The 21,152-nt window shown below is 32.0% G+C and carries 21 protein-coding genes; 12 read left to right on the top strand and 9 right to left on the bottom strand.

Annotation, left to right across the window (positions count from 1 at the left end):
- From PGH12_RS11425 to PGH12_RS11415, 3 genes are read left to right on the top strand one after another with little or no spacing between them, the layout of a single operon-like run.
- Entirely contained in the window at positions 1 to 696 is a 696-nt protein-coding gene (locus tag PGH12_RS11425; protein ID WP_267596798.1) for a hypothetical protein, read from the top strand.
- Positions 693 to 1,211, top strand: coding sequence for an LPS assembly lipoprotein LptE (gene lptE / locus PGH12_RS11420; protein ID WP_267596799.1), 519 nt, complete (start codon positions 693 to 695; stop codon positions 1,209 to 1,211). Before PGH12_RS11425 ends, lptE begins: the two co-directional genes overlap by 4 nt.
- A 1-nt stretch (position 1,212) precedes the next feature.
- The gene (locus PGH12_RS11415) at positions 1,213 to 3,354 is read left to right on the top strand and encodes a DUF8458 domain-containing protein (RefSeq protein ID WP_267596800.1); all 2,142 of its coding nucleotides are present in this window, start codon (positions 1,213 to 1,215) and stop codon (positions 3,352 to 3,354) included.
- 58 nt (positions 3,355 to 3,412) lie between these two features.
- Here PGH12_RS11415 and PGH12_RS11410 read toward each other — a convergent pair whose 3' ends face one another.
- The 4 genes from PGH12_RS11410 to PGH12_RS11395 all read right to left on the bottom strand — a co-directional run bounded on the left by PGH12_RS11410 (position 3,413) and on the right by PGH12_RS11395 (position 5,967).
- Positions 3,413 to 4,024 (bottom strand): DUF4126 domain-containing protein, encoded by a 612-nt coding sequence (locus PGH12_RS11410; protein WP_267596801.1) that lies wholly within the window; start codon positions 4,022 to 4,024, stop codon positions 3,413 to 3,415.
- A gap of 225 nt (positions 4,025 to 4,249) precedes the next feature.
- Positions 4,250 to 4,624 (bottom strand): ribonuclease P protein component, encoded by a 375-nt coding sequence (gene rnpA / locus PGH12_RS11405; protein WP_267596802.1) that lies wholly within the window; start codon positions 4,622 to 4,624, stop codon positions 4,250 to 4,252.
- Positions 4,611 to 5,348 carry a tRNA threonylcarbamoyladenosine dehydratase gene (locus tag PGH12_RS11400; protein WP_267596803.1) on the bottom strand — a complete coding sequence of 246 codons (738 nt, stop codon included), beginning with the start codon at positions 5,346 to 5,348 and terminating at the stop codon, positions 4,611 to 4,613. Before PGH12_RS11400 ends, rnpA begins: the two co-directional genes overlap by 14 nt.
- Positions 5,341 to 5,967 (bottom strand): TatD family hydrolase, encoded by a 627-nt coding sequence (locus PGH12_RS11395; RefSeq protein ID WP_267596804.1) that lies wholly within the window; start codon positions 5,965 to 5,967, stop codon positions 5,341 to 5,343. Before PGH12_RS11395 ends, PGH12_RS11400 begins: the two co-directional genes overlap by 8 nt.
- 141 nt (positions 5,968 to 6,108) lie before the next feature.
- On the opposite strand from PGH12_RS11395, the gene PGH12_RS11390 reads away from it, so the two are divergent.
- From PGH12_RS11390 to PGH12_RS11365, 6 genes are all read left to right on the top strand, one after another.
- Positions 6,109 to 6,738, top strand: coding sequence for a TetR/AcrR family transcriptional regulator (locus tag PGH12_RS11390; protein WP_267596805.1), 630 nt, complete (start codon positions 6,109 to 6,111; stop codon positions 6,736 to 6,738).
- 97 nt (positions 6,739 to 6,835) lie between these two features.
- Positions 6,836 to 7,831: an outer membrane protein assembly factor BamD gene (locus PGH12_RS11385; RefSeq protein ID WP_267596806.1), complete on the top strand. Its 996-nt coding sequence runs from the start codon at positions 6,836 to 6,838 to the stop codon at positions 7,829 to 7,831.
- A gap of 41 nt (positions 7,832 to 7,872) precedes the next feature.
- Positions 7,873 to 8,196: a DNA-directed RNA polymerase subunit omega gene (locus PGH12_RS11380; RefSeq protein ID WP_050377732.1), complete on the top strand. Its 324-nt coding sequence runs from the start codon at positions 7,873 to 7,875 to the stop codon at positions 8,194 to 8,196.
- A 123-nt stretch (positions 8,197 to 8,319) separates the two neighbouring features.
- Complete coding sequence (coaBC, locus tag PGH12_RS11375) at positions 8,320 to 9,522, top strand: bifunctional phosphopantothenoylcysteine decarboxylase/phosphopantothenate--cysteine ligase CoaBC (RefSeq protein ID WP_267596807.1); 1,203 nt, start codon at positions 8,320 to 8,322, stop codon at positions 9,520 to 9,522.
- 119 nt (positions 9,523 to 9,641) lie between these two features.
- The gene (porD, locus tag PGH12_RS11370) at positions 9,642 to 10,541 is read left to right on the top strand and encodes a type IX secretion system protein PorD (protein WP_267596808.1); all 900 of its coding nucleotides are present in this window, start codon (positions 9,642 to 9,644) and stop codon (positions 10,539 to 10,541) included.
- A 62-nt stretch (positions 10,542 to 10,603) separates the two neighbouring features.
- Positions 10,604 to 12,253 carry a DNA repair protein RecN gene (locus PGH12_RS11365; protein WP_267596809.1) on the top strand — a complete coding sequence of 550 codons (1,650 nt, stop codon included), beginning with the start codon at positions 10,604 to 10,606 and terminating at the stop codon, positions 12,251 to 12,253.
- Positions 12,254 to 12,283: 30 nt separating this feature from the next.
- Here the strand turns inward: PGH12_RS11365 and PGH12_RS11360 are convergent, their stop codons facing one another.
- The 5 genes from PGH12_RS11360 to PGH12_RS11340 form a co-directional block, all read right to left on the bottom strand.
- Positions 12,284 to 13,162 (bottom strand): thiopeptide-type bacteriocin biosynthesis protein, encoded by an 879-nt coding sequence (locus tag PGH12_RS11360; RefSeq protein WP_267596810.1) that lies wholly within the window; start codon positions 13,160 to 13,162, stop codon positions 12,284 to 12,286.
- Between the two features lie 36 nt (positions 13,163 to 13,198).
- Entirely contained in the window at positions 13,199 to 15,391 is a 2,193-nt protein-coding gene (locus PGH12_RS11355) for a lantibiotic dehydratase family protein (RefSeq protein WP_267596811.1), read from the bottom strand.
- Positions 15,392 to 15,394: 3 nt separating this feature from the next.
- Entirely contained in the window at positions 15,395 to 17,575 is a 2,181-nt protein-coding gene (locus PGH12_RS11350; RefSeq protein WP_267596812.1) for a prolyl oligopeptidase family serine peptidase, read from the bottom strand.
- Positions 17,576 to 17,583: 8 nt separating this feature from the next.
- The gene (locus PGH12_RS11345; protein ID WP_267596813.1) at positions 17,584 to 17,760 is read right to left on the bottom strand and encodes a hypothetical protein; all 177 of its coding nucleotides are present in this window, start codon (positions 17,758 to 17,760) and stop codon (positions 17,584 to 17,586) included.
- A 140-nt stretch (positions 17,761 to 17,900) separates the two neighbouring features.
- Entirely contained in the window at positions 17,901 to 19,556 is a 1,656-nt protein-coding gene (locus tag PGH12_RS11340; protein WP_267596814.1) for a helix-turn-helix domain-containing protein, read from the bottom strand.
- Between the two features lie 385 nt (positions 19,557 to 19,941).
- Here PGH12_RS11340 and PGH12_RS11335 point away from each other — a divergent pair, with 385 nt between their 5' ends.
- Genes PGH12_RS11335 through PGH12_RS11325 form a run of 3 tightly spaced genes read left to right on the top strand, consistent with a single transcriptional unit; the run spans position 19,942 to position 21,123 of the window.
- Positions 19,942 to 20,109 (top strand): hypothetical protein, encoded by a 168-nt coding sequence (locus tag PGH12_RS11335; protein ID WP_267596815.1) that lies wholly within the window; start codon positions 19,942 to 19,944, stop codon positions 20,107 to 20,109.
- Positions 20,110 to 20,118: 9 nt separating this feature from the next.
- Positions 20,119 to 20,277 (top strand): hypothetical protein, encoded by a 159-nt coding sequence (locus tag PGH12_RS11330; protein ID WP_267596816.1) that lies wholly within the window; start codon positions 20,119 to 20,121, stop codon positions 20,275 to 20,277.
- 48 nt (positions 20,278 to 20,325) lie between these two features.
- Positions 20,326 to 21,123, top strand: coding sequence for a CPBP family intramembrane glutamic endopeptidase (locus PGH12_RS11325; RefSeq protein WP_267596817.1), 798 nt, complete (start codon positions 20,326 to 20,328; stop codon positions 21,121 to 21,123).
- Positions 21,124 to 21,152 lie beyond the last annotated feature (29 nt).

Raw genomic sequence — 21,152 nt, 5'->3', positions numbered from 1 at the left:
ATGAATTTTGACAAATTAATTAGCCAAGGCTATGATTTTAATATAGGAAGATACATTTCTGAAGGCTTTACACTTTTTAAAAAAGATATAGGAGGATTTATCATCGCAACACTACTTGCTATTGTAATGAGTTTTATTCCGTTTTGTAGTCTTTTAGCTGTTGGAAATTTTTATAAAATTTGTAAAAAAGTAGACGAAGGACAATCTGTACAGGCTGGTGATATTTTTGACTTTACAGATTTTTGGATGTATTTCAAATTATTTTTTCTGGTTTTGCTTGCAGTTATTATCTTAATGATTCCTGTGCAGATTACAATTATTCCAATTATTGCTGCTGCAAAAGGAGCAGGTGAAAATATCAATATCGCAATGTTGTTCGGAGGAATGGGTATATGGTTTGTCTTGTTTTTGCTATTTATATTTGCATTTACTGTATCACTTTATTTTGTACAGCCGATTATTTCTTTACATAAAATTCAAAGTGTAAGGCAGGCATATTTACTTTCATGGAAAATTTCAAAGAAGAATTTTTTTATGATTTTAATCTTTAGTATTATAGTTGGAATAATATCTCAGTTAGGTATTATTGTATGTGGAGTAGGGTTATTATTTACAGTACCAATTGGAATTTGTATAAAATATGTCAGCTTCAAAGATGTTTTATATACCCAAAATCAAAAAAGCAGGATTATATGAGTAAGATAAAAGTTATTGTTGGGATCGTTATTCTGACGTTGTTGCAACAATGCTACACCTTTACCGGCTCATCGTTGAAAGATGAAAAAACGGTTCAGATCAACGAATTTCCTAATAATTCTGCATTGGTAAATCCTACCTTATCACAACAGTTTTCTACAGATATTCAGAATAGATTTCTTCAGCGAACCACTTTGAAGGGTACAAAAACAAATCCTGATATTCTCATCGAAGGCGAAATCACCGATTATTCTATTACGCCGACCACGATAAGTTCCACAACGCAGAATACGGCTGCCGGAGTAATTCAGGATTCTCAGAATAAACTGACGATCACCGTAAAAGTGCATTATGAAAACAAACTTCATCCTGATGTAAGTTTTGACAGAACTTACAGTGATGAGGCGGTTTTCAACAGCAGTCTTTCTCAAAGTCAGATTGAAACCTCTCAGGTGAAAATTGCGACCGACAGAATAATCAACAAAATATTTAATGACATCGTAGCGAATTGGTAAAATGATGAATACTCGAGTTTTAGAATTATTAAAAAATCCGAAAAATATTCAATCAGAAGATCTTAATCTTTTGAAGGAGGAAATTAATTCTTTCCCCTATGTTCAGAATATCAGAGCCTTACATCTTTATGGTGTTCACCTCTACGACAAAGAAAATTATCAGAAAGCACTTTCTTCAACAGCTGCGTATACTACTGATAAGAAGATTCTTTATCAGCTTATTAATGGTAAAATTCAGCAGATAAAACCTCAAATGCCAGAGCCGGATAAGGCAAATGTGGATGAAAAGGTCAGTGAAAATTCAGTTTTAGAAATCGAAAATGTTGAAGAAAATCACACCAAGGCAGAAAATGTTGTAAGAACTGAGCCGAAAAGTTTTTCAGATCATGATTATGAAGCTGCTTCAGAAGGATTAATCGCCGAAAAGCCGGAAATTATTCACCTCGTTGTTGCTGGTGAAAGAAACAGAATCTTATTCGAAGGTGAAGAAAACTTCTTAGATGAAGATAATAATGAAACGATTGATCTTGAATCTACCTTAGAATCAGGTGTTATTGTTACTCAGAAATCTTTATCAGCTAAGAATAGTCTTACTAATAAAGATAAAGATGAAGCTGTTTTTGCTGAAGAATTAGCAGGAACATCTTCTGAAGAGAATCTTAGTGCATCTGACGAACTGCCTGAATCACAAGTAGAAGAAATTACAGATAATGCAGAATTAAACTTAGTAGAAATTGTAACTATATCTGAAGTAAGTAATGCTGCAGAACCAGAAACTCCGAAATCCGAAGTTATCATTAATGAAGATAAAATAGATTCTCAAAAAGTTGAAGAGAAAATCAATAACGAAGATGAAATAAGTTTTCAAAAAGTCGAATCTTTCTCTGGAGAAACTGAAAATGAAGAAAAAATAATCCGATCTTCAATAGAATCTGATCATACTAAAACCGAGGAATCAAAAGAAGTTTTAAATGCTGAAGTTATTATTGAAGAAGAAAAAATAGATTCAGAAGACGTTTCTGAAAAAATCAATAATGATTCTGAATTAAGTTTTCATGGAACAGATTCTTTCCTTCCCGAAGTGAAAATAGAATCACATAAAACCGAAGAAAATACACCTGCTGAAACTCCAAAATCAAATGTCAACAAGCATGAAGATGAAATGCGCCGTTTGATTGAGGAAGTGGAGAAAAGGATGAAGGAAAGAAAAGAGAACGCGCCGGAAAAGGTAGACATTAAAGATGAGGAAATAAATCACGACATCAGTTTTGCAGAAACCCAGGCGTTTCACGTAGGAGAAGAGCAAAAAACGGCGGAAGAAGTGATTGTAAAAGAAGCTGAGTCGATTGTTGAAGAGAACCTTGAAGAGAAAAAATCTGAAAGCTTTGACGTCGAAGATGATATTGTTGACCAGGAAATTGCTGTAAATTCTTCATGGAAGCCGATGAGTTTTGAAGCAAGCCGTCCGGATTCTTTACTAAACAAAACACCTGAAGTTGCTCAATCAGAAATTCATGAAGTTGAAAAAAAATTACAATCCGAAGCTGAAGATATTCTGCAAAAAAATGAACTTAAAAGCATACCGCAAACCGTAGAAAATACAGACGGATCTGATGAGATAGAAGAAATTCAGGCGGAAGAAAATCCTGAGAAAAATGGTGAAGTGCCTGTGATGAATGTTTCGTTCTTCGGATCTGATATTGCAAGTCTTGGTTTGTCATTTAAATCTGATCAAAAGGAAAAAGCCGATGCCCGAGAATTGGAAGAGAAAATTGCTCAGCAAAAAGCAGATGATAGCAATGTACCGGGATTTATCAACACATGGCAAAGTTGGCTGAAGATCGATCGTGCAGAAGATGTACCAGTCGATAAAACTGACATTAAAAATAAAGTGATCGAATCATTTATTGAAAATAATCCGAAAATCAGTCAGTTAAAAGATGAGGTGAATTTCGTTGTAAAAGAAAAGACAGACGATATTTCTCATCTGATGACGGAGACACTGGCCAATTTATATATTGAGCAAAAATTGTACTCAAAAGCCGTCAATGCATTTTTAATTCTATCAAATAAATTTCCCGATAAAAAGGAATATTTCGAAGAAAAAATTCAGGAGATCAAAGACAGCAGAAACAAAAATTAAGTTTTTCACATAAGAAACAAAAGCGGTAGTAATTAAATTTCTGCCGCTTTTGTTTTTTCTATAAATTTTCAGAATTCAACTGTTTTCTTTGTCTCAATATTCTCCATGCTTTTCTGCCAAATACAATTACAAGAATCAAAGTGATCACGGCGAAAATTACTGCAATAAAAGGAGCTGCCATTGCTAAAATCGCCATGATTCCTGCTCCTGCAGTTTCCGTGGTTCCTACTACAGAATTTCCCAATCCGCCAGTAGTCGCTGTGGAAGCCGCCCGAATTCCGGCAAACCCCGAACTGATCGTTGCCGCTGTTCCGCCGCCAGCAATTAAAGCCAAAGCCCATTGTGGAAATGTTCCCAATTCGGTAAATTGGCTGGCGAACAATATTGATCCCGCAGCTGTGGCCATCGGTATAGAAATAGTATCCAGAAGATGATCTACAAATGGAATATAATAAGCTAAAATCTCTGCAATCATGGCAATTCCGGAAGTGATTAAAGCCGGCAGACTAGAAATCCATTCAAAACTTTCGCTCATAGGAATCCAATGAAAATATGAGGATAAACTTACCGCAAACATCGGTAAAAACACTCTGAAACCCGAAGCTGCAGCTAAACCGATGCCGATGAAAGCACTTAGAACGTAAGGTAAATAAGGAATTTGATCTAACATTTTATTTCGTCAATTGTTTGCTTAAAGCTACAAAAAATTATAAAAACGTAAATCAGAAATTATTATTTTAAATATTTAAATAAAATATGAAAACAATAAATTTAAATATCTCGCAGGTCAAGCAGATGACGCAGATTGTTAATAAAATCTGCTTAATCAGCTCAATTTGTGAGATAAAAAGAATATAAGTTTTTAGCACAAAAAGAAAATCTGTGCGAAATAAAATCAAGCCTTCTTCTGCGACTGACACAATTTGATAAACTGCGCCTCAACATTCTGAAATTTCTCAGGCATTTCCGCAGAAACCCAAAACAACATGGCAATAGTTTTCTGTCCGAAATATTCTTTAAATAAATCTTTATTGAGGCGATAGCATTCTCTCAGAAGTCTTTTAATACGATTTCTGTGGACAGCTTTTTTAAAATATCTTTTAGAAACGGAAACTCCTAATTTTACATTTTCAGTCAAAAGATCAGGATGATTTTTCAGGATGATAATTCTTAGGTTCCCGCTGTTTTTCCATTTGCCTTTTTCAAAAAGCAAAGTGATCTCATCCTTTTTTTTGAGTTTTTCTTCTTTAGGATATTTAAAATTCTGCATCCGTCTTTTTCACTAATTGATTAATGACTTCCGCAGCAGCATACAATCCGAAAATTGCCGGAATAAAGCTTATCGTTCCGTAAAAAGATCGTTTATAATTGCTTCCATCAGTCATTTTCAGGCTTTCTTCATCCTGAATTTCTGTTGAGAAAACACAGCGAATTCCTTTGTCAATTTTTTCCTTCTTCAGTCTTTTTCTCACCTGTTTTGCCAAATGGCATTCCGCAGTTTTATGAATATCTCTTACCAATACTTTAGAAGGGTCAGATTTTCCGCCGGCACCCATAGAACTGACGATTTTTATTTTTCTTCGCTTTGCGGCAATAATCAGACTTACTTTTGGCGTGATGCTGTCGATACAATCCAAAATATAATCAAATTTCCCCCCGTCCAGAACTTCCGCCATTCTCTCCGGATTCAGAAATTCATTTATTTTTATCAGTTCTAGTTTCGGATTAATATCCATCAATCGTTCTGAAACTACCTCCACTTTATGTTTTCCTACGGTTGAATGTAGTGCAGGAAGCTGTCTGTTGATATTAGTGATATCTACAGTGTCGCCGTCTACGATGGTCATTTTACCGATCCCGGCTCTTGCCAGAAACTCTGCTGCAAAAGATCCCACACCGCCTAAACCTACTACGAGAACATTTGCATTGCTCAGTTTTTCAATGCCTTCTTCTTTGATCAGAAGTTCAGTTCTTTCCAGCCAAAACTTATCCATTTTTTATTGAATCTAAATTTTCTAAAATTTGTTGTTGAAGTTGTTCTATCGATATTTTTTTTATTTCTGAAACTTTCTGATACAATTCTTCAATATTAAAATCATCATTATCGGTTTCTAAAAAAAATTTATCCAAAGGAACGTTTTTCAATGTATCCTGCAAAGATAGATGATACAAAACAGGTTTTCCAAAACTCAGATAAAAATTATTCTTTATAAGATCATCTGCAACGCTTTGTTTTTTATTAAAGCCATGAATGATCATTGCCTGTTCAGTTTTTTTTCTGAAAGAAATGACTTCATAAAATTTTCTCACACAGTGAATGATTATTGGTTTTTTAAATTCGTTTGCCAACTGAATCTGTCTTAAGAAAAACTCTTCCTGAATTTTCATACCAATAGGAACCAATCCATCCAAACCACATTCTCCGATCGCGAAACAATTTTCATTTATAACAGATTCCAGCCAATTAAATTGATTATCAGCGTTTTCTGGTTGAATGTCTTGCGGGTGAATTCCTGCTGAAAAGTAAAAGTCGGGAGGTGTTTTTTGTAAATCTAAGTTATAAATTCCGTTGCTTTTATTTCTCTTGTGGTGATGAAAATCAAAAAAATCCATGATCAAAAATACGATAATTAAATTTTGCGATCATCATATTGATAAGGTTAAAAAAAAACCGGAACTTTTTTTGAAATTATTAAACGTTTGTTTATAAATGTGTTAAAAAATTCTTAACTTTACTAAAACAACAACAGGTGTATGGGGAAAAAATTCACTGACAAACAGATTCATATATTAGATATCGCCGAAGAATTAATTGCAAAAAAAGGCTATGAAGGCACTTCTGTAAGAGATATTTCTTCTAAAGCGAATATAAATGTTGCGATGATTTCATATTATTTTGGCTCTAAGGAAAAGATGATGTCTTATCTTTATCAATATCGCGTGCTGAAAACCAGAGAAAATTTTTCTGAATTTGCAGATACCATTAAAGACGGAAAACCCGAAATGCAGATGAAAGAGATGATTAAATATATTGTTGGTCAACTTTTTAAATATAATTATTTTCACGGCTTTGTAACTCAGGAACTGCGCCACACGGAAAATCTAAAAGATGAACTTCTCGATTTTTATCAGCTATTTGTAAGAAAACTTGATGAAGTGATCAAAAAAGGAGTGACATCGGGAGTCTTTACCTTTACTCCAAAACCTGAAGATATACTTACAACCATCATTGGCTCTACACTTTTTGTTATTCGAAATAAAAATTTTTACGAGCTCTACGTTCCTCACAAAGATGAGGAAGCCTACACCAAAGAAGCAGAAAGAAAAGTAAGAATGAATCTTTTAATGAATGTTTTTGCAGTTTTAGGATACGCTGCAGACTAATTTTGCGTTAAATAATCATAAAAAAAAATCTTTTAGCAAAAAAGTTATATTTTTGCAAATTAATAGGTCGGTAAAACCGAAAACTGTTATATCTTATATGAAGAAATATATTTTAGGTATTTTTGCCATAGCTGTCATTTCGGCATGCACAAGTCAGCAAGATAAAGCGATGAAAAGCGCGGATAAAACATTTATCCTGAAAACTGCCAACGAAAATTTCGCTAAAAAGAAATGGAAAAATGCTTTGGCTCTATACGACAGACTTCCAAACCTTGTTGCGGGTACAGATGATGCTCCTAACGTGGTTTTCAATTCTGCGTATGCCAATTACTACGATAAAAACTACAAACTTGCCGGTCACCAGTTCAAAAACTTTGCCGTAAGTTTTCCTCAGGATAATAGAAAAGAAGAGGCTTCTTATATGTCTGCTTTGTGTTATTATAACGGTTCTATGGATTATAACCTAGATCAGACAAGTACAGAATTGGCCATCAACGAACTTCAGGATTTCCTGACTAATTATCCTAATTCTGAAAGATCAAAAAACATTAATACTTTGATCGAGGAGCTTTCTTATAAATTAGAATTCAAAGCTTATGAGAATGCCAAGCAGTATTATAAAATGGCAGATTATAAGTCTACCAGTACCGCTTTTGAAAATGTTTTAGAAGATTTTCCGAGTACAAAACTTCGTCCGAAAATATATGATTACATGATGAAGTCGCGCTATTTTTTAGCACAAAATTCTGTTTATGATCTTAAAGATGAGCGTATTGAAAGTGCACTGGCCTTTACAAGACAAGTTGAAAAAGAACTTCCCAATACAGAGTATTCTAAAACAGCTTTAGATCTGAGAGAAAAGCTGGAGAAAGAAAAAAAGGATTTTGTTATCGTAAAAAAACAAACTGAAGAAAGAATTGCAGTACTTACAGCAAGACAAAAAAAGCTGACAGATAAACTTGCTGAAGATTCTAAAACGGAGCAACAGATCAAGGATCAGGTAGATAATGAAAAGAAAGCAATGCAGATTCAGCGCGATAGTGCAGCGTTGCAAACACCTCCACCGGCGGCGACTTTCAGAATCCAAAGATAATTCGTAAATTTGCCATCTTATAATTAAATAATTTTCTGAAAATGAGCGTAAAAGATACCAAAGCAGAAGTAAACACGATTACTTACGATAAAGATAAGATTGAAGCAAACGTAGGCTCAATCTATGAAGCTATTGTTATCATGGGGAAAAGAGCTGAGCAGATTAATGCAGAAATTCGTACTGAATTACATAATAAATTAGACGAATTTGCAGTTCACAATTCCACATTGGAAGAAGTTTTCGAAAACAGAGAACAGATTGAGATCTCTAAACATTATGAAAAACTTCCAAAACCAACTTCTATCGCTATCCAGGAATGGCTAGATGGTGAAGTTTACTTTAGAAAGACTGAAGAGAGAAACTAATCACGAGAGTGATTTTTATAAATAAAGGTCATAAAGAAATTATTTTCTTTATGACCTTTGCTGTTGCTATAGGTTTCTACTCTTAGAAAAAAGAAGTATTTTAGTGCTTTAAAAATAATCTACATGAATATTTCCGGGAAAAAGATTCTAATTGCCGTTTCTGGCGGAATTGCTGCGTATAAAATACATTTTCTTATCAGAGATTTTATAAAGAAACAAGCAGAGGTTCAGGTGGTTATGTCTCCTGATGCGGAAAATTTTGTGACTAAGCTGAGTCTTTCTACATTATCTAAAAATCCTGTTTATACAGAATTTTATGGCGACAACGGAACATGGAACAGTCATGTAGAATTGGCACTGTGGGCAGATGTTATTATTATGGCACCTTGTACCGCCAATACTTTAGCGAAGATGGTTCACGGGATTTGTGATAATCTCATGATCGCTACTTATATGTCTGCAAAATGTCCTGTATTCATAGCTCCTGCGATGGATCTGGATATGTATCAGCATCCGTCAACGCTTCAGAACCTGGAACTTGCTCAAGACTATGGTCATATTGTAATTCCTGCGGAAAATGGTGAATTAGCAAGTGGTTTGGTCGGTCAGGGACGAATGGCTGAGCCGGAAACAATTTCACAAACTGTTGAGGATTTTTTTATTTTAAATGAAAAGAAATCGTTACAGGGCAAAACAGTCTTAATTACAGCCGGGCCAACGTATGAAGCAATAGATCCTGTAAGATTTATAGGAAATCATTCTTCCGGAAAAATGGGATTTTCTTTAGCTGAAGAAGCTGCAAAACGTGGCGCAAATGTGATTTTAGTTTCTGGACCAAGTGTTCTGAATTCAAAACATGAGAATATTCAGCTTTACAGAGTGACTTCTGCAAAACAAATGTTCGAGAAAGTATTCGAGTTTTACGATCAAATTGACATTGGTATTGCAAGTGCTGCCGTTGCAGATTACGCTCCCAAAGAAGTTGCTACAGAAAAAATTAAGAAAAACGATGACAGTTTAACGATAGAGTTTATCAAGAATCCGGATATTCTGAAAACCATGGGTGAGAAAAAAGCAAATCAATTTCTGGTAGGATTTGCTCTTGAAACTCAAAATGAAGAAGAAAATGCAATAGCAAAACTTAAAAAGAAAAATCTTGACATGATTGTTCTTAATTCACTTCGTGACGAAGGCGCAGGTTTTAAACAAGATACCAATAAGATAAAAATATTGACTCAGACAGACAAGATAGAATTTGATCTCAAATCAAAGGCAAATGTTGCAAAAGACATTCTTGATTGCATTGAAGAACAAATTTTAAAATAATTTTGATAAATTAACGTTCTCAAGATTTAAATTATGACAAAATTATCAAGATCTATCGTAAATTGCAATTGCTGATGATTAACGGCGATGTCATCATTTAAAAAAAATTAACGAATTATATGAAAAAATATACGATACTATTATTTCTACTTTTATTCAACATTAGTTTTTCTCAGGAACTTTTGTCTGTTGTGCAGGTGAATGCTCAACAATTGGGAGGAAGTAACCAGCAGGCTTTTAAAGCATTAGAAAAAAGTTTAAAAGATTTTATTAATAATACAAGTTGGACCGGTAAAAAACTTCAAAATTTTGAAAAAGTAAAATCAAATTTCGCAATCATTTTAAGTGAGAGAGACGGCAACAGATATAAGGGAAGTATTGTGGTACAGGCAGTTCGTCCGGTTTTTAGTTCGTCTTACGAATCTCCGCTAATCAACCTTCAGGATACAAAATTCGCATTTGAATATGTAGAAAATGAGAATTTAATTTTTAATGAAAGACAGTTTTCAGGAAAAAATTTAATCGATGTAATCAGCTTTTACGTTTACCTTATTTTAGGTTACGACGCGGATAGTTTTCAGGCATCTGGTGGTACACAATGGTTTACAAAAGCACAGCAGATTGCACAGAATTCTCAAAATCGTGGTTACGAAGGTTGGGGACAAATCAATGATCCGCGCAGTCGTTCTATTTTGATCGGTGAAATTCTGAATCCGAATATGGCGCAACTCCGTCAGACAATGTATACGTATCACAGAGCAGGATTAGATGGAATGTTTAATCAGGATCAGACCCAATCGAAGAAGATTATCTTTGATGCACTGATGCAGCTTAAAAAATACGAGAACTCTTTTCAGCAAAATTATTTTTTCAATACTTTCATTACTACCAAAAATGACGAAATCTTCAATATTTTTGATTCTAATAATAATGGTGGTATCGCAATCGGAGATCTGAAACAGCTGATGATTACATTCGCGCCAAAATTTACCGACACCAAATGGAGTAAATGGAAATAAGAGGCAGGATTTTTGAATTCTAAAATTTATATTTGCAGTCACAATAATATCTGCTAAAGATCATGCTTTCGAGAATATATATTAAAAATTTTGCGCTTATTGATGCACTTGATGTATCCTTAAAAAATGGTTTACAGGTCATTACAGGAGAAACAGGTGCCGGAAAATCAATCATTTTGGGCGCGCTTCGTTTGATATTGGGCGAAAGAGCAGACTTAAAATCGATTTCAAAAACCGAAGAAAAAAGTATCGTCGAAACAGAATTTGAGCTGAATAATCAGTTTAAAAAATTCTTTATCGAAAATGATCTCGATTATGAGCATCAGACAATTATCCGAAGAGAAATCTTACCTTCGGGAAAATCCAGAGCATTTATCAATGACGTTCCTGTAACGCTGGATGTTTTGAGAGAGCTGACTTCGCAATTGATCGATATTCATTCTCAGTTTGAAACGTCAAATCTTTTTACAGCAGATTATCAGTTTAAAATAATTGATGGACTTTCAGAAAATAAAAAACTTATTGAAGAATATCAACATGATTTTTTAGAGTTTCAAAGTTTAAAGGCTCAGCTAAAAAAACTCCAGATTCAACTATCGGAAAACACAAAAGAAAGCGACTACAAACAGTTTCTTTTAAATGAGTTGGAAGATCTGAAACTGGATGATGTAGATTATGATGATCTTCAAAATCAACTTTCTTTGCAGGAAAATGCCGGGATGATTTCTGAAAATATTGCACAGATTCTATCGAGATTTCATCAGGAAGAAATAGGGATTCTTTCTTTCTTTAATGAAGCTAAAAATAAACTTTCAAAAATTGCAGATGTCTCTCATTCGTTTTCTGAACTGAATGAAAGACTGGAAGGGTCTTTCGTTGAGTTAAAAGATATTCTTCAGGAGTTGGAAGATGAAACCGAAAATATTGAAATTAATCCTGAAAATCTGGCTATACTTTCTGAGCTGAATAATAAAATCAATGCTTTATTTCTTAAACATAATGTTTCGGATCTGAATGAATTGAAAGAAATCAGAGATCAGCTATCCGGAGAACAAAAAGGAACGGCAGAAATTGAAGTATCTATTGCGGAGATTGAAATTAATATAGCCAAAAAAGAAAAATCTCTACAGTCTTTAGCCGAAAAACTTTCAAAAAACAGAAAGAAAAGCATTCCCGTTTTCATTAAAAAAGCAGAAGATCTGCTTAAAAAACTGGGTCTTGAAAAAGCGAAAGTAGATATAGATTTAGTAGACGCTCTGGAATTTAATCAATATGGGAAAGAAAATATTCAGCTTTTGTTTCAGGCAAATTCAGGTTTTCCTTTAAAGCCTATCCAGACTGCTATTTCGGGCGGAGAAAGATCGCGTGTCATGTTGGCGGTAAAGAAAATCATTGCGGAAAGCGATATGCTTCCTACGCTTATTTTAGACGAAATCGACACCGGAGTTTCCGGAAAAGTTGCCGAAGAAATCGGAAATCTGATGCGTGAGATGTCTCAGGATATGCAGTTGATCGTCATTTCTCATTTAGCGCAGGTTGCCGCAAAAGGAAATGATAATTATAAAGTTGTAAAAGAAGATATTAATGGCAAAACGCAGTCGACTATCATTACTTTGAATGAAGAAGAAAAGTTGAACGAAATTGCGCAATTGCTTTCCGGAAGTAAAATTACGGAGGCTGCGATGGCGCAGGCGAAGGAGTTGATTGGGTAGATTTGGTGTTCATGTAATTTGATAATTTTATTATTGAGTGATAAGGAAAGATTCGTTTTTTTTGATGGTTGCGAACGCCAATGATTTATAATACCTCAACAAATAATCATAAATAACCATCTCGAACAATCTTTGATCTGAAACAAATAGTCTATTGATATTCATATGGAATATGCTTGAAAAGAAAGTTTGCAAAGAAATACCCAACACATCGTTTTGATGGTGCTGAAGAATATTTTGTAATGCAGCATCGCATTCTTCTGTGTGAAGAACAATTGCAATTCTTTCATCCGAAAACTCATCCGACTGTATAAAGTTGATTAATTTTGGTTTGAACTCTCTGTATTTTTTGTCTAACTGGCTGTTGAGATTTTTGTCAGCATTAAATTCCTCTTTGAAAGCATCATTAAAATTTCTAATCCAAGCTAATTTCTCAGTAATTTCAAGATTAAGCTTATTCAATATTTGATCAATTAGAAAAATGCCGAAAATAAGCTTGTCCTCATCGTCGTACGGAAGACACAATAAAGTAAATTCGCTATTTTTATGAAATAATGTTTCCGCTTCTTCTACGGTGTTTTGTCCGTAACGTTCGATTTCTCTATTATATGTTTCAATTAAAATATTGGAAATTTCTCCACTGTCGGTAAATTCTTGGAGTTCTTCGTTTATTTTGTTAAGAACAGTAAAATAATCCTCAGTATTATGTAAGCAAAATCTTACTCGCAAATGTGGTTTAGGATCATGATAGCGAATAAAAAACCATTTTGAAATTTCATTATTACCGAGAAAATATTGCGCTACTGATTGTATTGCTTCTTCTAAAATGAGATCTGCTGTTTTTACTCCAGTGTAAATTTTCAGGTAGAGCCATTCTGTTCCCGGGGCGAATTTTCTTATTACTGTCATAACCTATCTTTTTTTCATGAATATTCCTCAAACATTTTAGTTGGATTTGTACATCGGAAAAATAAATTCACGCTTAAAATCATCCTTTTCATGATACAAAAATTCTTCAATCATGATTTGTTTTTCACTTTTTACGGTTTCAATAAATAGTTTTGCCAGATCATAATTTTCTAAATTCATCGGCAAGGTATTGTCAGATTTTACCCATTGAATCCATTTCGGAACCTGTCTTTTGGTTCTCCATTTTTTCATGAGTTCAAGGAATTCAGCTTTATTGTTAGAGTTTGAATCTATTGATAAGATCTCTCTTTCTACGACATTCCATTGGGCTTTAGATATTACAATTTTTTTATATTCTATTCTTGGCAGAAACTTGTAAATCTGTGAAAGACCTCCCCATTCGAAGTATAAACCTGTGCGAGTGTTTTGAGAATGCAGGTCTGATAGGAAATGATATAAAGGCAAAGTGTTAGAGTAATAATTATGTGCATTTGTAAGAAACGGCATGATCTCTTTATTGAGTTTTTTCGACCGTAAAATGATTCTGTTATTATTCAAAGAAATGTACAGGTCATCAACAGGAATTTGGTTCTCTTTCGGCAAAACAGACGCAGCTAAATACGGAATCTCATACTCGCGAAGCGTTGGTCTTCTGATGATATTTCCAATTCTGGTTTCCGGAAGATGTATAATTTCTGCCAAAACATAATCAGAATTCAGTTCTGTTTCTTTTTTTGTAATTTGTTTTGTAAGATTTTGAACATTAGATTGTTCAGAACAAAATCTACCTAAGAGATTTGCAGCACTGCTTCCTCCAACACTTCCAAGGGACAATTTTTCTTCATTATTTTCGGATATTATTTCTGCCATTACAGATAAAGTGTCTGGCAAATCATCCCAGTTTTCTTCAAACTTTTTGATATCATCATCATTCAATGAAATAGTAAATTGATTTTCTAATAAAGCTTCCTGTACTTTTTCATTAAGAATTTTTTGAAATGGAGTAAGATGAATTTGAAGATTTTGTTTTTTTTGAGAATGCGGAAGTTTCAGATCTTCCAAATACGGATGAATTCCTTTAGCATTTTTATTCTGAAGGTAGCCAATTCCTATTTCCGTGTCTAAAACATAAGATAAGGGCATTTCCTGAGTGTCAAATCGCTCATAGAATGCTTTCTTAAAATTTTCAAATGGGTTGTCTTTGCTGAGTAAAGTGATTTTATTGAGGAAAATCAAGCCTTTTTTGATTTCCTTTTTCCAATGACCTGAAATTGTAAATTCATTTCTAAAATAAAGGTCTGTCTGGAAAAGATATTTTTGCTCATAATCTGTTTTGAAAGATTTAATCAGATTTTCGATTTCTGAATATAGAAAAACTTGATTTCCTATCTTAAAATCTAATTGATTCAGTTTTTCTTTTATTAAAACTAAATTTTTAGTCTCATTTATAGCTCCAATTCGATTTAGAACAGAAATTAGCGTATCTAAAAAATCGCATCCTGAAACAGTGGATTCCAGTTCACTCACTAAAACCTGATTGTCAATCAATTCTTTTATAAATGAATTTGCTTCTTCATAGTTTATTTCATCACCTATAAGAATTTCTGCAATCTGGGAGCTTGTTTTCCCTTGTTTTGTGAAATTTAATATCTGAGAAAGCTCGTCAGAAATTGGAGCAGAAGAAATGATGTAATCTCTTTTTCCTTCTTTATATTCGTACTCAACATAACGGATTTTCTTCCCTATTTTGTAAATACTATTATTGGGGAAATATAGAAGTCGTCTTCTAATGTCTGGTTTCTTTTCTAAAGTCTTTGCAAGAGAAACCAAAAGATGCATGTCCAATTTGGTATCTCTTACTTTTAATAATTCATTTTCGTAAAGACTGTTGTTTTCGTAATTAAATTTCCCCAAGCCAACTCCTGAAAATAGTCCGAATGGCGTACATCGTGTACTCATTCTGATATAGTATTTTAAGATGGTGTTTTTAAGTTTTTGGTATTGACTTGGGGATATTTTTTTTTCTGAATCTAACCAGTTTTTTAATTCTTTATATAAATTAGGAGATGCCAAATAGATTGCTTCCTGAAAAACTAAATCTGCGCAAATTTCTTTTAACTCAAGATGTGAAATTTCATCAGTATTAAATTTTTGTCTAAAGTTTTTATGTGAAAATAAAGGAGTACGAACAATATACTCTTCAAAAAAGCGATAAGGGAATTGGGACATTATTTACTTTTTAATTTCTTCTTTTGGTTGGTAATCAGGATGTCCTAATTGCCAAAAGGCAAAGGCAAAGATGTCAGCTAAGTTATCATACTTCTGTAATAATGGGATATCACCTCCATGTCCTCCTTCATAATCGATTTTTAAAAGAATAGGATTGTCTGAAGTATTATCAGCGATCAGCTTTGCTGCAAATTTTGTTGGCATCCATGGGATTACTCTAGGATCATTTATTCCTCCGGTAATGAAAGAGGCAGGGTATTTAATTCCTTTTTTGACATGTTGATAAGCATCCATTTCCAGCAATGATTTGAACTCAGATTGAACTTTAACTGTGCCTAATTCTTTCACATTATTTGGGCCGTTTGGTGTGAATTCCATTCTTAATGCATTGACTACACCCGCATTAATTATTGCAACTTTAAATAAATTAGGTCTTTCAGTCATTGCTCTTCCTATAGTAATACCTCCTGCGCTTGCTCCCCAAATAGCAATATTTTCAGGGGATGTGTAATTCTGCTTTATCATATATTCTGCACAAGAGATTACATCTTTCCAAGAGTTCGGCTTGGTAGTTTTATATCCCCCTTTATACCATTCTTCACCTTTTTCACCTCCACCTCTTACATGAGCAATAGCAACAATACCTCCTTGCAGGACCCAAAGCAAATATGTTTTCTCAAAATATGGACTATTGTTATATCCGTACCCTCCATAAGCATCAATAATTAAAGGATTGTGCTTATTCTTTATAATATTTTTACTGTAAATTAAAGAAAGAGGAATATCTAATCCATCATGGGATTTTACAGTAATTTCTTCAATAACAACGTCTTTGAATTCCGGATACTCAACAATTGGTGCTAAATTTTCGGCAACAAATTTTTTGGTTAAAAAGTTATACTTAAATCTTTCAGAATCATTTTTCCAACCACTACAAGAAATCCAGAAATCATTTGAAAGGTCGCTCTTAGTAGTAATTAAAATGTCTCCCGCTGGAATCGGTAGCTTTAATGATTCTATTTTTTCTTCTTTATACAAATATAACTTTGCTTCTACTCCATTTTTAGAACTATAAAAGATAAATCCATCTTTTATACTGGATATATCATTAATAATTTCATCAGGAATATTTGGCACAATTACAGACGGATTTTTGAAATCAGGATTCTGTAATGAAGTACTGTATATAGCATTAGTCCCATTCTTTTCTGAAATATAAATAATATTATCTCCTTTAGTAATAAAGTCCGTAATCTTATCTTCTTTGCTAAATAAAAATTTCCATTTATTTTTATTATCAATATCTTTCGCAGATATGTAATAAGTATCCATAAATTTTACCGGACCTGATATATATCCAAATAAATAGTTACTACTTTTTGTAAGTAACGATACGTCAGGAAAGTCTTCAGATTTGATATTTAAGTTTGGATTATTTTTCTTAGACAAAAGGATATTTAGATTTTGAGGATCATCACCAATTCTATAAATAACAGACTCCATATCTTTTAAAAATGAAGGTGAATTACTATCAATAACGGGATAATAGAGATATATAAACCTATTATTATCTGGAAGCCATGATATACCTCCACTATCTGAAGGCCAACAATTAGTAATGATATGAGGCAGTAATCTGTCTTGTATTAAATCATAGATTACCATCTCTGAAATTTCTTTGCCACTTTCAGTTAAAGCAATTGCCAGCTTTGAGCCATCATAATTAGGCTTTATATAATTTATTTGATAATCTTTTTTATTTTCAGGTTTATAGTTTTGAGGATTAAAAATTTCCTTTTCAATTCCGTCAAATCCTTTTTTGAAAAAAACTTTTGTGTTATTTTCTTCAGGCTTTTGTTTTAAATAAAAATAAAAGTCATTTTCTGTAATATTTATATTAGATACGGAAAATGACTTTTTCTTATCAAATTCTAGTCTTCTATCAATATAATATTTTCTGTTGGGTATACTTTGAAGAATAGATATAGAATATTGTGTCTGATCCTTCATCCATTGAACTGTTAAAGGGTCTTTCAAATTTTCTAGGTTTCTGTACTCATCAACTATTTTAGTTCCAAAGTATTCGTCAGTGAATGGTGTAGAGGGTGCTAAATTAGTTTTTTGAGCATTTATCATTCCAACAAAAACAAAAGCTACATAGAAGATTAGATTTGACTTAATCATTTTCTTGTTTACTTGGTTGGTCTTGTTCCAGTATGTCCACCATCATTTTCATCCAGCCCAAAAAACGCTGTAGTTTTACAAACGCTACTACCATCACCTCCTTTTATCATATGAGGATTATTGATTTTAGCCATTTGTAATTTTCTTAAAGATAATTTTTTTTCAGTTTGTTTTTTTTGTTTCATTTGTCTGTTGTATTTATTGTAAATGTTTTGCAAATAACGAAATAAAATATAGAACTAGTCAAAAAAAACAACCCAAAATTTATAAATTCCGTGTTAATAAACTTACAACCAATTGGTAATGTGTTATTTAAAAATAATAATTAATTGATATTTTCTTGTAATGCCTTTATGAAATATGAAGGTAAAGTACCTGTTATTTTTTTAAAAGCGTTAGTAAAAGACTCTACATTATTATATCCTGCTTCATCCGCAAGAGCTACTATTGTTAATTTTTGAAGGCTTTTATTTTTCTTTAATTCTTCAATAATATATTTAATTCTTAATTGATTAAGATACTGAGGGAAATTTAATCCTTTCAGGTTGTTCACGGATTTTGATAAATAAGCCCTGTTTGTATTTAATTCTTTAGATAAAACCTCTAAATTTATCGTCTTATCTAAAAAACGCTTTCCATTTTCAAACTCTTTTAACATTATATTTAACTGCTTAAGCTTATCATCTGATAAAGTGTTCTTCGATCTTTCTTTTTTGGTATCATCTCTCACCTCATCAATAGCTACTATATCAATAGGATCAATGTTTTCAATTGGAATTGAAGACTGGATGAGTAAATCTGCTTTGCTTTGGTATAGCTTTATTTTTTTTCTATTTTTTACCTGTAGTACTGATAGGCTCACTAAAAGCACGCCTCCTATTCCTAATAACCAAAATAATGTATAATTCTTTGAATTTAAATCTGCAATTAAATTTTCTTTTTCTTCTAGAAGAATAGGTGTATCATATTTTTTATTGATCTCTGTTGATAAAAAGCTATTGTTCCTGTTTAAAATACTATCCACGGATAATAAGTGTTCAATGTAATATAGTTGTTTTTCTTTGTTCCCTGTTTTTTTATAATATTCAATCAATAATGGATATGTATTTCTTAATTCATTTGTAACATTTTTAGTTTTAATAATTATAGAATCAACTTTTTCAAATGTGCTTAAAAAATCTACATTATTCATATTATATAAAATTCTTCCAATATAATATTCACTAATAGCTAGATTTTGAGGGTAATAATAATTATCCCTCATTAATTTAGACGCACTTTTTAAAGATTTCAATGCTTCTTTATAGTTTTTCCTTTTATAATCATTTATCCCTAAAACCATTAATAAATTAGCTTTGCTTTCATCATCTTTTATTACTTGATTTTTTTTCAGACCAAGCTCTATATATTGATCTGATAAGTCTAACTCATTTGTAAAACTATAAGAATATGCCAACGCATATATAGAACTCAGGTAATCAAAAGACTTTTCTGCGTTATTTTTTTCCAAATATTGTTTATAACCTAAAAAGAGTTGTGTGGCTGATTGATATTCTTTTAGTTCAAGTTTTAATAACCCAATATTGAAATTGAGAATATGAAATGTTTCACTATCACCTTTTGAATAGTCTCTTGCTATTAAATAATTAGTTAATGCATTTGGATATTCCCCTTTTATGTAATAATAATTCCCTTTGTACTTATAACTATTAGCTAAATATTGAGAATTATTCATTTTTCTAGATACTAATCTCATACTATCTAAATACAATAATGCTGATTTATCACTGCTTAGTTGATATAACATTAAATATCCATCGGCTATTCTTACATCACTATTTTCTACTTTACCTTTTAGAAGAATACTATTAGCATAAATTGCTGCTTTAGTTTTATTTAAGGGTAATATTTTTCTATAGGATTTTTCCAATAGTTCAAAACTTTTTGTTTTCAATGAATCTGGAATACTAAATTGCTTCATACTTTGCGGAAAGCATAGACTTTGATAGAAAAGAAACAAAAGAATGAGGAAAGTTTTGTGCATGTTTTTTTTTCAAATGCAAAAATACATCTTTTTTATATAGATAAACGCTTATTTTAAATAACTTATAATCAATGTTTTAAAATCTATATAACTCCCAAGATTTATAAATCCTGTATAACAATATGCTAAAATTTATAAATTTCGAGATGCTTTTCTTGTATCACCAAAAAAGAGCCCGCATCTTTGCTTCAACAAAAACACAAATGTTTATTTTTTGTATGTGTACAGTACAAAAGTATAAATATGAAACGCTGATCAGCAAAAAGCCCATGTCAGGGATTGTATGACAAAAAATATTAATTAATTTTATAATTTAAACAAAATGAATTTAAAAAATTTAAACGTGGTTGAGTTAAATAATAATGAACTAACTACAATAGAAGGAGGGTTTTGGTGGGTACTTGCAGAAATTGCTTATGAAATTGCTTTTTCTCAAGATGATATTAAAAAAGGTTATGCTGCAGGGCAAGCATTTATTAAAAATAGATAATAATAGAATATGAAAAATTTAGTAGAATTAACAGGAAAAGAATTAAAGAACACAAATGGAGGTTCTTTGATTGGAGCTATCATTGGATTTGTAGGAGCTTGTGCAGAGTTTGCAGCTCAACATGAAAGAGAAATACACCTTCCAGGAGGACAGGCAATGAAGCAATAATTAATAACAGGCATGAGTACTATTGCTCATGCCTAATTTTTATCTATTATGAATAAAATAATTCCATTATTTCTAAAAATATTCTTTTTACAATTTATTATTTCCATACCTTTTTTCTTTATAGCTTTTAAAGATTTTCCTAAAAAAGCATTTACAGTTAATTTATGGATTTCTTCATTTTTCCCAGAATTAATTTGTGGAATATATTTCCTTTATAAGCTAAACTTAATAAAAGCCTTTAAGGCTAACTTACTTTCAAAGTTTTGGTCATTCAAAAATCTCAAAATAATCTCAGTAGGTATATTTATTCCAACAGCTATTAGTCTTATATTAAATTACTTAAATTTAATTAACACAAACTTAATCAAGGATATTGATTACTTAGAGATTGTTACATTTTTTTTCTTATTACTACTATCCGCATTTATGGAAGAAATATTTTTTAGATTTATTCCTTACAATATATTAAAGAACGAACTTTCGCTTAAGAATGTTCTTTTAACATCATTAATATTTAGCTGCTTCCATTTATTTAATCCAAATTTTAATATTATTGGACTAATAAATATTTTTGTTGCAGGTATATTTTTAAGTCTAATTTATCTAAAAACTAATTCTATAATAATATCTACCATCGTTCATTTTTTATGGAATTTTTTAATTGGTTGTATCTATGGCAGCAATATAAGTGGCTTAAAAATATATGGTATATCTAATTATAGTTTTATATCAAATAACAAAATTTTAACGGGTGTTGATTTTGGTTTTGAAGGTTCTATAATAACCACTTTAGTATTTTCAATTTTCAGTTTAGTTTTAATTAAATCTGCTACTTTTTCAAAATAACTATTTATTGTTTATGAAAAAATTAGTTA

The sequence above is a fragment of the Chryseobacterium sp. CY350 genome (assembly GCF_027945075.1).
In the GTDB taxonomy this organism is placed as follows: Bacteria; Bacteroidota; Bacteroidia; order Flavobacteriales; family Weeksellaceae; genus Chryseobacterium.
Note: the sequence above shows the minus strand (reverse complement) of the source record. Positions and strands in the feature narration are given on the sequence as shown.